The 14,897-nt window shown below is 53.8% G+C and carries 11 protein-coding genes and 1 riboswitch; of the genes, 7 read left to right on the top strand and 4 right to left on the bottom strand.

Going from position 1 to position 14,897, the window contains the following annotated elements:
- Window positions 1-22: 22 nt before the first annotated feature.
- A complete protein-coding gene (ribD, locus tag AC07OE_RS05270; protein ID WP_495069509.1) occupies window positions 23-1,132 on the bottom strand; it encodes a bifunctional diaminohydroxyphosphoribosylaminopyrimidine deaminase/5-amino-6-(5-phosphoribosylamino)uracil reductase RibD in 1,110 nt (369 codons plus the stop codon).
- A gap of 132 nt (window positions 1,133-1,264) precedes the next feature.
- On the opposite strand from ribD, the gene pilV reads away from it, so the two are divergent.
- Genes pilV through AC07OE_RS05240 form a run of 6 tightly spaced genes read left to right on the top strand, consistent with a single transcriptional unit; the run spans window position 1,265 to window position 8,539 of the window.
- Entirely contained in the window at window positions 1,265-1,855 is a 591-nt protein-coding gene (gene pilV / locus AC07OE_RS05265) for a type IV pilus modification protein PilV (protein WP_495069508.1), read from the top strand.
- Window positions 1,852-2,763, top strand: a complete 912-nt coding sequence (locus tag AC07OE_RS05260) for a PilW family protein (protein ID WP_495069507.1) — start codon at window positions 1,852-1,854, stop codon at window positions 2,761-2,763. Before pilV ends, AC07OE_RS05260 begins: the two co-directional genes overlap by 4 nt.
- A complete protein-coding gene (locus AC07OE_RS05255; RefSeq protein ID WP_495069506.1) occupies window positions 2,760-3,440 on the top strand; it encodes a pilus assembly PilX family protein in 681 nt (226 codons plus the stop codon). The genes AC07OE_RS05260 and AC07OE_RS05255 overlap by 4 nt, the downstream gene beginning before the upstream one ends.
- 1 nt (window position 3,441) lies before the next feature.
- Window positions 3,442-7,533 (top strand): pilus assembly protein, encoded by a 4,092-nt coding sequence (locus tag AC07OE_RS05250; protein WP_495069505.1) that lies wholly within the window; start codon window positions 3,442-3,444, stop codon window positions 7,531-7,533.
- 31 nt (window positions 7,534-7,564) lie between these two features.
- The gene (locus AC07OE_RS05245) at window positions 7,565-7,990 is read left to right on the top strand and encodes a type IV pilin protein (protein ID WP_495069504.1); all 426 of its coding nucleotides are present in this window, start codon (window positions 7,565-7,567) and stop codon (window positions 7,988-7,990) included.
- Window positions 7,991-7,996: 6 nt separating this feature from the next.
- Window positions 7,997-8,539, top strand: a complete 543-nt coding sequence (locus AC07OE_RS05240; RefSeq protein WP_495069503.1) for a GspH/FimT family pseudopilin — start codon at window positions 7,997-7,999, stop codon at window positions 8,537-8,539.
- Window positions 8,540-8,552: 13 nt separating this feature from the next.
- On the opposite strand, the gene nrdR is transcribed toward AC07OE_RS05240, so the two are convergent.
- The 3 genes from nrdR to AC07OE_RS05225 all read right to left on the bottom strand — a co-directional run bounded on the left by nrdR (window position 8,553) and on the right by AC07OE_RS05225 (window position 11,269).
- Window positions 8,553-9,002, bottom strand: a complete 450-nt coding sequence (gene nrdR, locus AC07OE_RS05235) for a transcriptional regulator NrdR (RefSeq protein WP_310345709.1) — start codon at window positions 9,000-9,002, stop codon at window positions 8,553-8,555.
- A 16-nt stretch (window positions 9,003-9,018) separates the two neighbouring features.
- Window positions 9,019-10,263 (bottom strand): serine hydroxymethyltransferase, encoded by a 1,245-nt coding sequence (gene glyA, locus AC07OE_RS05230; RefSeq protein ID WP_495069502.1) that lies wholly within the window; start codon window positions 10,261-10,263, stop codon window positions 9,019-9,021.
- A gap of 41 nt (window positions 10,264-10,304) precedes the next feature.
- A riboswitch (ZMP/ZTP riboswitch) is annotated at window positions 10,305-10,432 on the bottom strand.
- A gap of 18 nt (window positions 10,433-10,450) precedes the next feature.
- Window positions 10,451-11,269 (bottom strand): lytic transglycosylase domain-containing protein, encoded by an 819-nt coding sequence (locus AC07OE_RS05225; protein WP_495069501.1) that lies wholly within the window; start codon window positions 11,267-11,269, stop codon window positions 10,451-10,453.
- A gap of 880 nt (window positions 11,270-12,149) precedes the next feature.
- Here AC07OE_RS05225 and AC07OE_RS05220 point away from each other — a divergent pair.
- A complete protein-coding gene (locus tag AC07OE_RS05220) occupies window positions 12,150-14,873 on the top strand; it encodes a DUF349 domain-containing protein (RefSeq protein ID WP_495069500.1) in 2,724 nt (907 codons plus the stop codon).
- Window positions 14,874-14,897 lie beyond the last annotated feature (24 nt).

Raw genomic sequence — 14,897 nt, 5'->3', positions numbered from 1 at the left:
GGTTGCTTCAAATTAATAGCTTCTAGAAGTCAAAGTGACCCTTGTTCCTTGCGAGGATTCGAAGGTCATCCCCAATTGCATTTGCGGAAAGAAATTCCAATGGGATAGATTGATTAAGTGATTGCAAAGGATTCAAGCTTGCCATAGGGTGTCCGGGGCCTATCAATTTTGGAGCTAGATATATTAAAAATTCGTCTACCAAGTTGTCTTCGATTAATGCACCATTTAGCTTGGCACCAGCTTCCACATGAACTTCATTGATTTCTTTTGTCGCCAAATCCAAAAGCATAGCGGAGAGATCAACCTGTGCATGTGTTGAGCTAGACATGCTTGGCATGCAAATAACGGTTGCTCCTGCGGATTCCAATTCAGAACGCTTGGCTGGTGCGTCTATGGCGCAGTAGACAATCACTTGGCGCTTGGGTGTAAATAATCTGGCGTGGGGAGATGTCTTCAGTTGGCTATCCACAATTACCAGGTGCGGTTGGCGTAGATTACCATCCAGTCGAACATCTAAAGTGGGATCATCTTTGATGACCGTTCCAATTCCCGTGAGTATGGCGCAAGCTTTTTGGCGCCAATGATGGCCATCTTGGCGCGCCAAGGTGCTTGTAATCCACTTGCTCTCACCGTTGTGTAGTGCGGTTTGACCATCCAAAGAGGCAGCAATTTTTGTTCGAACCCATGGAGTTCTTCTGACCATTCGGCTAAAGAAGCCAATGTTGAGCTCTCTGGATTCGGCTGCACCAAGGCCAACCTGCACTTCAATGCCGGCGGCCTTCAGCTTTGCTATGCCTGTGCCCGCTACCAATGGATTAGGGTCGACAATCGAAGCGAACACTTTGTGAATGCCGTTCTGTATTAGCACATCTGTGCAGGGGCCTGTCCGCCCGTGGTGTGAACACGGTTCCAAAGTTACAAAAGCCGTCGCGCCTTGCAGGTTGTGGCCACGAGCAAGCGCGTTCTGCACAGCGACAACTTCTGCATGTGCACCACCTCGGCGTTGTGTATGCCCTACACCAATGATCTGCCCATTGGGGCTCACTATGACTGCGCCAACAGCCGGGTTTGGCGCACATATCGTGCGAGCTAACGCTGCTTGCTCTAAGCAGACGGCCATGTACTTTTCCAAACTATGCTTTCTTCATTTAGCTGCGAGGATCATCGCTCTGGGTGGTGGCAGTAGAGTGACCGTCTGTAATGCTAGCGGGACCGTTCCTCGTCTGGGCTGTTGCACTGGGCTTTGTGTGGCTATAGTGCTTCCATGCGAAAAAGTTCGACTACTGCACATACGCGTGGATTCTCGCTCATTGAAGTGATGATTTCGATGCTGATTTTGGCATTTGGAATTTTGGCAATGGGCGGCCTGCAGCTTGCCTCATTAAAAGGAAGTCAATCTGCAGCAAGCTTTTCTGCCGCGACAACGCTTGCAAAAGACTATACGGAGATGATGCGCTCGAACACCACTGTTTCAAACAATACGTCCACGGTTGCGGGTGTAAATCCATACTTGTTTGACACCGCTACTGCCTCAACTTTTACTGCTGTACCCACTACAGATTGCAAAACTACGGCGTGCACAGCAAATCAAATTAGTGTTTTGCATGTCGCAGATTGGGCGGGGCGTGTCGTCCAGGCGCTGCCGGCGGGGAGAGCGGTAGTTTGCCGAGATTCCACACCGCGCAACGCGGACGGATCATACAAATGGGCATGTGACAACTTGGGGAATAGTGCCATTATCAAAATGGGTTGGATCGACAAGAGAGATCAGCTTGAGAGAGGTACTGCAACAACCAGCATTACCCCAACTAATCCACAACTGGTGGTTGGTGGTTTAACAGGATTTGCAGAATGAGGAAATTTATTCCCCACCGGCAATTAGGACTCACGTTGGTCGAGTTGATGGTTTCTTTGGTTATTTCTTTATTAATTGTAATCGCGGCATCATCTTTTTATCTAAATTCTGGTCGGTCGAGGAGTACGCAAGAGGCTGCCTCTGTAATTCAAGACAATGCCAGATTTGTAACGGATCTTATTACTCGCAACATACAGCAGGCAGGCTACCAGAACTACATGTGGTCGACCAGTGGCGCCATGTACCGTAGAGAGGTAGCAGCTCCGGCTGATGGTGAACCTGATCTACGTGGCTATAACAATACTGCTGCTGGAAGCAGTTTAGATAATGGAGTGCACAACCGATCTACCAATCGAATCAATAATAGCGATACTTTGGTTATTCGATTTCAAGGTAGTGGCACCCCTTCTGGGGATGGTAGCATGATTGACTGTTTGGGGCGACCCCAGGCTCAACCTACCTCTGCAGGCGATCGAGCATATAGTATATTTGAAGTAAGGCAGGCGGCCGGAAGTTTAGAGCCCGAGCTCAGATGTAAATATTTCAATTCGGCTACCGGTGTTTTTTCCTCAGAAGTTATTGTGAGAGGCGTTGAGACTCTTCAATTAATGTATGGTGTTGATACGAACAATGACAGTTTTGTAGATAGATGGCTGAATGCCTCGGAAGTAGATTCAACTGGGAACGCTATTAACGATTGGGCTCGCGTGAAGGCCGTGCGCGTAGGGCTGGTATTACGCTCTGCAGATCGCGTAACTGTGGCGTCCACGGTTGCAGGCACGACGACATTGACTCCGCTGGGCAGTAATTTTACTCAAAATAATGGAGATACTTTGGTGGTCAATACGGCGGACGGCCGTCTTCGTAAGGTCGTGACGTTTACTGTTAATTTGAGAAATCCGCTATGAACCCAAAAAATAGTCGTCCTTTTATGGGAGATGTTCTGGGACGAACTTTGTTTAAACAGCGGGGCGCTAGTTTGGTCGTGGTCTTGATGATGCTGACGGTGATTCTGGCTATGGGGGTTATTGCTGCGAGACTGTCGATTTTCAGTGAACGAGCTGGCCGGAATGATAGAGACCGTCAATTAGCTTTCCAAAGCGCCGAGGCTGCATTATTGGATGCGGAGATCGATATGATGGGGCCAAACGCAATGGTCGGTAACCGTGTGTGTACATTTGATTCCAAGAAACCCGCAGAGTTTATTGAAGGCTGTGGCACAGGAAATAAAAGCGGTATGTGTTTGAATACTGCAAATGCGGGGTTTGCCTGGAAAACTGTTTTGAGCCAATATTCATCTGAAACAGGAACGGCTAATACTAATAAAACAGCACAGTATGGTCAATTTACCGGACAGACGATAGTTAGCGGAAGTAGCGGGTTGCCCATCCGACCCCCTAGGTACATCATTGAAGCTGTTCGGTATACAGGCACAGGAACCGCCGACGATAATGTTGGATCTTCTAGTGGGCCCGAATACGCCTTCTTGGTAACCGCGATGGGGTTTGGTACCAGATTGGAAACTCAGGTGTTGTTGCAAGCGCTCGTTTATAAGCCAGCCAATAAACCGAATTCGGGGTGCTGAAATGAAAAAAATATTCGCTATCTTTATTCTATTTTCAGGGATTCTACTGTTAGGCGGTTCTACCGCGCAAACATCGCGAACTGTATTAGATCTTCGGACTGGGCCAATTATTAATTCAGGAGATGTTTCTAATTTGGCATTGGTTCTATCCGTTGAATTTCCAACTGTAAAGACTGCATATGCTGGCGGAACATATTCCCCAGCAAAAAAATATTTGGGATATTTTAATTCGAATACGTGCTATACCTATAAAGGACTTTCTGCGGACGGTTATTTTTTACCCAATGGTGCGACTACCGCGCAATATTATTGCAATACCGGTGCTACCGGCGTGGGCAGTGGGTTTAGTGGCAATTTTTTGAATTTTGCTGCAATGTCTTCGATCGATATTTTGCGTTATGCACTCACTGGTGGTGATCGGGTCATTGACGAGGACTCTTCATCGACTCTCCCTGGGGGGGTGACGGTGCCGCGAACAGTGTTGCAACGTGCTTTTTTGCCTGGCCAAGAAACGAACTCCAATGGAAGCTTCTATGGCGCGGGTAATTTCCCCACACGAACGGTCAATGCTGGAACGCCGACAAATTATTTAACTCCATTTGGTAATGCAAACACCATTTTTGTGAAATCTTGCAATGACAAGATTTTTTTTGGTAGAACGAATGAAGGAACATGTAACGCACCCGCGAACAATGCTAACTCTTCTTTGGTTAATACGGATGGAGTTACTGTCACAGGTACCTTTAAAGCCCGTGTACTAGTATGCGATCCTGCGGAGGGACCTGTCCGGACGGATATGTGCCGCCAGTATCCTGATGGCAGCTACAAACCTGTCGGCGAAGTTCAAAAAAATGCCGACAAAGTTCGCTTGGCATCTTTTGGATATTTGTTGGACCAAACGGATGCTCCCAACGAGCGATACGGTGGCGTGCTTCGTGCTCCCATGAAATTCGTGGGTCCAAACCAAAAGAGTGCATCCGGCATTTCGTCGACCAATCCTGCGCCTGAATGGGATAGTCAATCTGGACGTTTTTTCGCGAAACCTTTAAACACAACTTGGGAAAATGGGTTTACAACTACGGGTGTGATTAATTATTTGAATCAATTCGGTCGTACCAGTGGCAATGCCACCTACCCTGCTGGGGTGTACAAAAAATATGATCCTGTGGGTGAGCTTTATTATGAAGCAATTCGCTATTTCCAAAACTTAGGTCCAAGTACTGGTGCGGGGACCGATCCCACTACAGGGATAAATATAGCCACGCTCGACCCCAGCGATGCGCGTTTGAATGGTTATCCGGTCTATACAACATGGGCGGATCCTATGCAGTCATCATGCCAGCGGAATTATGCATTGCTTATTGGCGATAACAATACGCACTATGATGCTCAACTTCCAGGTAGCACTATTGCCAATCAAACCCGTACTGCTATTTCAGCGAATACAATAACGGGAGTAGTTGCATTCAACGCCGACTACTGGACGCAGCGTGTTTCCAGTTTTGAAACCAATGGGACTTTGACTTATACGGCTCCGGTTAGCACCGTTACTCTAACGGCCAATGGAAACTATGCGGCTACGGCGAGTCCCAACACAGGGCAAATTGCGGCAAACACGAATTTGAACACGACAATTACAGGATCGACAAATGCATCCTTTCTCTGGGCAGGCGCTGCATATTTTGCGAATACACAGATGATTCGCTCAGATAAGCCCAAGGCACGCGTCCGAACTTATGTAATAGATGTGAATGAAAATAATTTTTCTGGCGTAGAGGCTGTGAGAACTGGTGCTACTGGGGGGCGCTCATTGGCATTTTATTTGGCTGGGAAGTACGGTGGATTTTCTGATGTTGGTGCTGACGGTAATTATTATTCTGGTGATGGAAATCCTTACAAGACCTATGTCAATGGAACTTTGACTGCCAGTAATAATGAATGGCTGGCTGCTGACGGTTCCACCTCTCCATCTGGTTATTTCTTGGCAAGTGAGCCTGAGCGTTTAATCCTTGCTATACGGCAGATTTTTGCACAGGCCAGCAAACCCTCTGGAAATTTGGCCGGTGGATCTTTGAGTGTGAGCCGATTGAGCAAGGCCAAACAAAGTGGCGCATTCTACCAGGCTCAAATTAATTCATCTGATTGGTCGGGAACTGTTATTCGAACAGAAATTACATATAACACTTCGACCTTGAAATTGGAGTCAAACCCCGTCCCCATATGGGATGCGGCAAATATTTTGACAGGCATTCAGTCGGGAACCACCACACTAGCGCCATTCCCACTACCAGCCAATAGAAATATCGTTAGTTACAGTTCTATCAGTAGAGCCGGTGTTAATTTTGTCTGGTCTGATATCGATGCTGCTGTTCAGGCGGATTTAAAAAAAGATCCGTCTACCGGCATTACTGAAACAACTACAGATGGTCAAGCTCGACTTGACTACATTCGGGGTGTTCGCACGGCAGAGTCTGATGTAAATTTAAATTACAGAGCGCGCAGACTTATTATGGGTGATAGTATTAATTCGGCACCTGTTTTGAAAGGAAAGCCAAGCTCTGACATCGTCGACTCTAGTTATCAAACCTTCTTCTCTACCTATTCAGGAAGAACTCCTACGGTATATATTGGTACAAATGATGGCATGTTGCATGCATTTAGTGCCGCTGAATCTGCTACGGATTCAAGCAATGGTAAAGAGGTTTTTGCATACGTACCGCGCGCTATTTCTTCAAAGCTGAATAAACTGACAGATCCCGGATACGTAAAAGAGGCCTATGTCGATGGCTCTATAACTGTGAATGAAGCCAAAATTTATAAATCAGTCAGTGGTTCCGTCGACTGGGGCACTGCATTGGTTAGTGGAATGGGGGGAGGGGCAAAGGGGGTGTTTGCCTTGGATGTTACAAGCCCATCTACTTTTAACTCCGGCAATGTTTTATGGGAGTTTACTAATTCCGATGACGCTGATATGGGCAATCTTTTGGGTGAGCCAAAAATTGTTAAGTTAGCGGTAAATGGAAATTCCAGCGCCGCGCCGATCTATAAATGGTTTGCGTTGGTTAGCAGTGGCTATAATAATTACAATGGCGGTGGTATCAATGATAAGCAGGCTCTATTTTTACTGGATCTTGGGAAGCCTGCAGGGGATGCCTGGACTCAAGGGGTAAACTACTACAAGATAATTGCTGACAATTCAGCTTTTACTGCAGGAAACAGTGATGCTACGGGTTTGGCAATGCCAGGTGTTGCTACGGGTATTTACGGCAATGCTGTATTTGCTTATGCCGGGGATTTGCAAGGTAATATGTGGCGGTTTGATTTACGGGGTGACTCTTCTACGTGGCAGGGTTCGGCGAAAGCTTCTGTATTTTTTATTGCCAGAAATGCTTCCGGTTCTGCGACGCAACCTATTACAGTCATCCCTTCGGTGTCATTGAATCCGTCTAGTGGTTTTCAAATTGGATTTGGTACGGGCAAGTTCATTGAGCCATCAGATGCGCTCTCAACTTCTGCCGCACAGCAGTCTTTGTATGGTATTTGGGATTCGGATGACGGTAATAAATTTGAGCGCATCGTAACAGGCTCTTCTCCAAATACTATTAATGGATTAATTACGCGAACTCTGGTCGTTACATCCGGGACAACTACTGTGTCGATTTCGGGCGCGTCATTTAGCTATGGGACTGGCGTTGGCCAATATAGAGGATGGGTGGCGGATTTCTCTTCCACTATGGAGCGGGTGGCTGTTGATCCAACGATTGATAGTGGACTTATGGCTGTTAACTCTACCGTACCTGGGGGGGATCCGTGCGACACTACTGGAGGTTCTAACCAGTATCGCTACAATCCCAATACCGGATTTACCTTTGTTACTACAGGATCAAATAATACACAAGGTTATCTTGGTAGTGCCTCTTTGCTGGAGGTCGGAGATACGGCGTGGAGTACAAGGGATTCGTCGGGACGATATGTGGTGACAAAGAAAGTGAATTCCATCAGCCCGGGCGTGGGTGGTGGATTAAATACGCAGGAGAGTACTGTGACCACAAGAGCAGGGCGTATCAGTTGGCGTGAAATCACCGACTTTTAAAGTTCCATAGTTTCTCAATTGGACTTTATATATGCCAAAAATAAGAGGTTTTTCTCTGATCGAATTAATGGTAGCTGTTGCCATTGTTGGACTGCTTGCTTCTGTTGCGTTTCCGTCGTATCAGAGCTACGTTTTGCGGAGTAAGCGTACAGAATGTCGTGCTGGGATTCTGCAGGTTATGCAGCAGCAGGAGCGCTATTACACGGCGCAGAACACATATCTTGCATTTACTAGTTCGGCGACAAATGTCCCTATGAAGCAATTTTCCGGAGACTCTTTATCATCAAGTGCATGCACGCTCTCTGCTGCTGTTTGTTCGGGGTCGGCATTGAATGCTTGCGTTACAGTGACTGGAACTTTTGTGCGAGCAGATCCGGTAGTTGGTAATATCACGCTTCAAAGCGATGGAACCCGTGGTTGTAGTGGAACAGATCAGACAAAATGCTGGACCAACTGAGCCATTATGTACACATACCGTCTAGCGAAGGGTTTTACATTAATTGAATTGGTGGTCACTTTGGCCATTTTGGCATTGTTGACTTCCTTGGCTATTCCATCCTATCGAATTTTCATAATTAATCAACAGCTTAGTAATGCAAGTAGTGAACTGTTGGTTTCGCTGATGCAAGCAAGAGCAGAGGCGTTGCGCCAAGGCTCGAATATGGCGGTTTTTCCTACCGATGGAGTAAGTTGGGCGAGTGGGTGGTACATAACTGCTGTTAATAACAGTTGCACTCCACAAGGCAGTGTTTTTGGAAAAACGCCGAGTATTGGTAATTTTGTGGTGGTGGGAGCAGCCAACACTAATAATGCCTTCGCGCATACCAGTCCTTTTTTTGCATACTCACCCGCCGGTTTTTCATATTCATGCCCTGGCTACGTTGGTGCAATGAACAGTAGTTTGTCTTTTTTAGCTACGGAGGGTGGACGGGAGAGGCGTATCGTTGTGAGCCTTTCAGGGCGCCCCCGCATCTGCGATCCGAGTAGGGAGGCATCTTGCAGCTAATTGAATGAATGGGTTACCGACTCACCTCATCCACCAACGTCTTAAACTCATCAATATCCTCAAAACTCCGATAAACGCTGGCAAAGCGTACATATGCCACTTTGTCGAGCTTCTTGAGTTCGCGCATGACGAGCTCGCCGATGCGGGTGGACTGGACTTCGCGCAGGCCCAGGTTGAGGAGTTTTTCTTCGATGCGCTCGATGGCGCTGTCGATTTGCTCGGTGCTCACGGGCCGTTTGCGCAGGGCCAGGTTCATGGAGGCGAGCAGTTTGGCGCGTTCAAACTCGATGCGGCGACCGTCTTTCTTGACGATGGCCGGGAAGTTGACGTCCGGGCGCTCATAGGTGGTGAAGCGCTTTTCGCACGATCCGCACTGGCGGCGGCGGCGAATGAAGTCCCCGTCCTCAGAAATCCGGGTCTCCACCACCTGGGTTTCCGAATGACTGCAGAACGGGCACTTCATCGAGGGTTGGCCTGACTTACTTGTAGACCGGGAAGCGCGAGGTCAGGGCGTGCACCTTGGCGCGCACGGCGGCGATGTTGGCCTCGTCGCGCGGGTTGTCCAGCACGTCGGCAATCAGGTTGGCCGTGGCGCGGGCTTCCTCGTCCTTGAAGCCGCGGGTGGTCATGGCGGGTGTGCCGACACGGATACCGCTGGTGACCATGGGCTTTTCGGGGTCGTTGGGGATGGCGTTCTTGTTGATCGTCATGTGGGCTGCGCCCAGAACGGCCTCGGCTTCCTTGCCGGTGATGCCCTTGGAACGCAGGTCCACCAACATGACATGGCTGTCGGTGCCGCCGCTGACGATGCGCAGGCCGCGTGCGGTCAGCGTTTCGGCCACGATCTTGGCGTTGCGGGCCACTTGCTGCTGGTAAATCTTGAACTCGGGGCTTAGTGCTTCCTTGAAAGCCACGGCCTTGGCTGCGATCACATGCATCAGCGGGCCGCCTTGCAGGCCGGGGAAGATGGCGCTGTTGATGGCCTTTTCGTGCTCGGCTTTCATCAGGATGATGCCACCACGGGGGCCGCGCAGGCTCTTGTGGGTGGTGGAGGTCACCACGTCGGCGTGGGGCACGGGGTTGGGGTACACACCAGCGGCGATCAGGCCGGCGTAGTGGGCCATGTCGACCATGAAGATGGCACCGACGTTCTTGGCAACCTTGGCGAAGCGTTCAAAGTCGATGGCCAGGGAGTAGGCAGAAGCGCCAGCGATGATCAGCTTGGGTTTGGTTTCATGGGCCTTGCGCTCCATCGCGTCGTAGTCGATCTCTTCCTTGGCGTTGAGGCCGTAAGAGACAACGTTGAACCACTTGCCGCTCATGTTGAGGGCCATGCCGTGGGTCAGGTGGCCGCCTTCGGCGAGGCTCATGCCCATGATGGTGTCGCCGGGCTTCAGGAAGGCGAGGAAGACGGCTTCGTTGGCGGATGCGCCGCAGTGGGGCTGCACGTTGGCGGCTTCGGCGCCGAAGATTTGCTTGATGCGGTCGATGGCCAGTTGCTCGGCAACATCCACATGCTCACAGCCACCGTAGTAGCGGCGGCCGGGGTAGCCTTCGGCGTACTTGTTGGTCAGCTGGCTGCCCTGGGCGGCCATGACGGCCGGGGAGGCATAGTTTTCGCTGGCGATCAGCTCGATGTGGTGTTCCTGGCGGGCGTTCTCGGCCTGGATGGCGGCCCACAGTTCGGGGTCAGCTTGTTCTACGAGGATGTTGCGGTCGTACATGGCAGTCCTAAAAGACAAATGGCCTGTGGGTCAAAAAGACACAGGGCTGCCCAGGCGAACGGCTGAACACAATCCCGAAAAGGGTTGCGGCACGCTTCCCAGTGGTGTCCCACGTCAGCGCCGATGATCCGGAGGGATCAGGCGCCTATCGCCAGTCGCGTGCAGAAAGGAGTTTACCCGAGTCAGCTCAGGAATTGGCGATAGTGGCCACGTTTTCCACGGTGGTGGGCGTTGCCGTTGTGGGGGGCTGCAATTTCACGGGTACGGGCATCGGGGATGCCATCGGCACGGCACGACCGGAGGCTACCAGCTGCAGACGGGCATGCTCTGCCAGCACCTTGGCGCTGTAGCCGCCGTCTTCTTCCATGTTGGCTGCGCCCACATAGAACTTCAGGCCACCCTCCACGGAACCGGCGCGGGCGATGCATTCCTGCAGCACCTTGACACCCACGCGCAGGTTGGACACGGGATCAAATGCGGCCAGCTTGCCCCCAAAGCTTTCGTACTTGTCGCTGTGTACCTTGGTCATGACTTGCATCAGGCCTTGGGCGCCCACATGGCTTTGGGCGAAGGGGTTGAAGCCCGATTCAATGGCCATAACGGCCAGAATCAGTGTCGGGTCCATCTTGGCACGTTGGCCGGTTTCGTAGGCCTCAGCAACCAGGGCGCTCAGTGGTTCCGGGGCAATGCCGTATTTGCGGCTGAGCCAGAAAGCCACTGCCGCTTGCTGCTTAGGCAGCCCTTGCGGGTTGGTAGCCGTTGCGCGGTCCACTGCTTCGGGTTCGGTGGCCATGCCGGTTTCGGCGACGTGGCGGGTCTGCAGCCAGCCCATGAGTTGGACTTCACCAGCTTGGCGGATTTCGGGTTTTGCCGTCAGGGTGATGACGGCAAACATGACGGCCAAACCCAGCAGGGCAAAACCGTTGTGTGTGATTTCGAAGAAACCTTGGGCAATGTCTGTCGCAACGATGCGCAGGCCCTTGGTGAATTGTTGAGTCGCTGTCATAGCTCTTCCTTCTTAGGCGGGGGCCTGGGCCTTGGCGCTGCGATACAGCGGGGCGGCTCGGACACCTCGTTTGGGTTGGTACGCTATCAATATCCTGCGGCGTCGTCTCGACATGTGCAGCGATTTGAATATGCCGGGTTCGGCAGCGGGGCGGGTTATCCCTAGTCAAAACTTGGAATGGGCGGATTCTAGGGGGCTTTTATATACATAGTCAACAATAACAAATCAATTCTTTATATTTATGACGGTTTGAAGAAGGTGTTTCCGGAGGTAAAACGTGCACAACGCGGGCAAATAGAGTTGCGGCCTCAATCCGTCCAATCGGCTCCTCCAAGCCCATTGAAAGATCGATTTGCATCCCGTTCTTGGGGTGACTAGAGTGGGCTGGTCTGCAGTTGCAGACGAATTACCGGCAGTAGCCAGTCCGTGCTGAAGGCACCGTGATAAAGCGGCCCCGGTAACTTCAAAGGAGGCAATCCATTGCTTCTAGTCTGCTTGGGACGCCATACTCCCTCGCAGCAACCCCTGATGGCATGGGCCTGTGGTCAGCCATCGAGCCCGGCACCTGTCTGTGAAGACTGGTGTCGGGCTTTCTTGCTTTTGCGGGAGGCTTTCTGGGGGACTTGCGCGCCTATCTATATAGATAGTGCAAATTCAACCACAATCCTACAGATGTGTTCGTATGTGGTGCTATGTATTTGATAGCGGAATGTCTAATAAATACGGGGGTTAGAGCCAAAATTTCCTTGATGACAGAGATCGGGATAGAGGTAGTGGGCCGCACCGTGGGCCGGGCATATCAAAAACATCGGCCGGTGCTTCATTTCGCGGCGAAAATAACCGGTTGCGCATTTGCATTCAACCTATTCCCGAGCCCACTGTGACGTCGCCCACCTCTGCCAAACACTCTGATATTGCCCACCTCGACAGCCTGACCGGAGGCGCCTTCAGCGCAGCCACATCGGGCGAGCGGGCCTCCCGCATCCGGGAGTGGCTGCTGGGCAACCCCGGGTCCGAGCAGCTCTCGGAAGTCTTCAAGGAGCTCAGTATCAAGGACAAGGGCGCCGCCAAGCTGGTGCGCGAGAAGATAGACGAAGCCCGCCGTTCCAAGGGCCAAGAGGCGCTGGCCGCCGAGTGGGCCGCCCGTGCCCAGGCGCTGATCGACACCGCCAAGCTCAATATTGCCGACGCCCTGGCTTGGCAGCGCGACGCCGCCAAGGCTGGCGCGCCCTTGAGCAAGGAGCCACTGGCCACCTTGAAGACCCAATTGGCCGAGCGCGTGCGCGGCATTGAAGACCTCCAGCACCAGGTTCAAGTGCAGCGTGAAGCCGCCGTGCTGCTGGCCCAGCGCATTGAAGTACTGTCCACCAAGCCCTGGGGTGATGCCCAAGCCGCGCTGGACGCCCTGCGCGCCGATGTGGAGCACTGGCAATCCCAAGCTGCAGCCCTGGTGGCGCATGCCAGCTGGGTCAGCGTGGACCTGAAATTCCCGCCGCTGCTGGACGCGTCGCGCGCGCAGCTGCTGGTGGTGTGGGATGCCTTCCAGGCCGCTCTGAGCCTGACGGTCGCCGCGGCGGCTGACGCCAGCGCGCCGCTGCCACCCGTACCCGTGTGGGCTGATGAGCTGCGCGCCGCACGCGGCGTGCCCGCCGAGGCGCCGCCCAAGCAGTCCAAGCCTAAGGTCGACCCCGAACTGCGCGCCCAGGCCTCCGCTGCCGTGCGTGCCGCACTGACCACGTTGGAGCAGGAAGTGGCCGAAGGCCACGGCAAGGCCAGCGCTGGCGCGGCCAACGCCCTGCGCAACGCGCTCAAGGAATTTGGCAAAGTCATCGACAACAAGCTGGAAAGCCAGGCCCACGCTGCGCTGGCCGCAGCCGGTGAACTGGAAGGCTGGCAGCGCTGGCGCGCCGACCAGATCCGCGAAGAGCTGGTCACCAAGGCCGAAGGCCTGCTCAAGCGCCCCGAAGGCCAGGCCATTGGCGGACGCAAGATGCAGGAAACCCTGCGCGCCCTGCGCGACCAGTGGAAGCAAACCGACCAGGGCGGTGTGCCTAACCACGCGCTGTGGAAGCGTTTTGACGAAGCCTGCAACGAGGCCTACAAGGTGGTCGAAGGCTGGCTGGAGAAGGTCAAGGCCGAATCTGCCGAGCACAAGGCCCAGCGCCTGGCGCTGATTGCCGAGGTCAATGCCTGGGCCGAAGCCAACCGCACCGCGCTGGACGACGACTGGAAGGGCTTCAACCGCATCCTGCACCAGTTCGGTGACCGCTGGCGCGAAGGCGGCCACGTGGGCGAAAAGGTGTTTGCCGAGCTGCAGCCGCTGTGGAAAGCCGCCATTGCCAACGCCGCGGCGCCGCTGGAGGCTCTGCAGGCCCAAAGCCTGACCGCGCGCCACGCCATGATCGAAGAGGCCAAGTTGCTGGGCGATGCACCCGTGCTGCGCATCGACGCGGTCAAGGCCTTGCAGCAGCGCTGGCAGGCGCAGGCCCACGCGGTGCCTATTGACCGCCGCCAGGAACAAAAGCTGTGGGATGCCTTCCGCAAACCCATTGACGACGCCTTCAACCGCAAGACCACCGAACGCCAAAAGGCCGAAACCGCGCTGGGCGCACGTGACCGCGTGGTGCTGGACGCTGCCAAGGCCCTGGAAGCTGCCAATGCCTCTGGCGATGCGCAGGTCATCCGCGCATCTGTTGCTGCGCTGGAGGCCGCGTTGCAAGGCCAAGCCCAAGCGCAGGCCGAGGTCAGCGCCGCCGGTGCTCAAGAGAAAGCAGCCCAGTCTGCCGCCGCTGAGGCTGATGCACAAAATGTGCTTCTAGCCCCCGTGGAGTCTGCGCCAGTAGCTCCTGATTCGATAGCGGATGTAGGTGGAGACCCCGCCGTGGATTCCGGCCAAACAGAAGCGCCCGCGGCTCCTGCTGCACCGGTCAAGCCTGCACCCAAGCCCGTAGTGGCCGTGCGCGGAGATGACCGCCCGGGCATGAAGAAAGAAGCGCCTGCCGCCCCCGGCGGTCGGGGTGGCAAATGGGGTGACCGCAAGGATGCGGGTGCCGGTCGGGGTGGTCGTGATGGCGCGGCCCCATGGGGTGACCGCGGCCCACGCCGTGATGACCGGGGCGATCGTGGAGACCGTGGCCCCGCCGCCCCGCGCCTGGGCGATACCGCGTTCCGTGCCCAGCGCGATGCAATGGAGCATGCCCAACTGGCCCTGAAAAAACTGGCCGCCCAAGCCCACGGCGAAGCGCTGACCCAGCTGCTGACCGCTTGGGAAAAGCGCGATGCCAGCCTGCTGCCCCCCGCCCAGGAGCTGGGCAGCCGCGCTGCAGCCCAAAACCGCCCCGTGTGGGTAAAGGCGGTGGAGGGCGGTGCCAAGCCCCAGGCCGCCCAGTCCTTGCTGCGCTTGGAAATGGCCGCCGAGGTGCCCACGCCCGCCGAGCATCTGGACGCCCGCCGCGGCTTGCAACTGCAGCTGCTGACCCGTCGCAACGACCCGGCCCCCGCCCAAACCTGGGGTCAGGACACGGCTGCGGTGCTGGCCGGTGAGTTCAACGCTGCGGACGCACGCCGTTTGCAGAATGCATTGAAAGTATTACTCAAGCGCTAAGCGGCGTGGAACAATGCTTGTGTC

This window comes from Rhodoferax sp. GW821-FHT09E07, from assembly GCF_059416145.1.
Note: the sequence above shows the minus strand (reverse complement) of the source record. Positions and strands in the feature narration are given on the sequence as shown.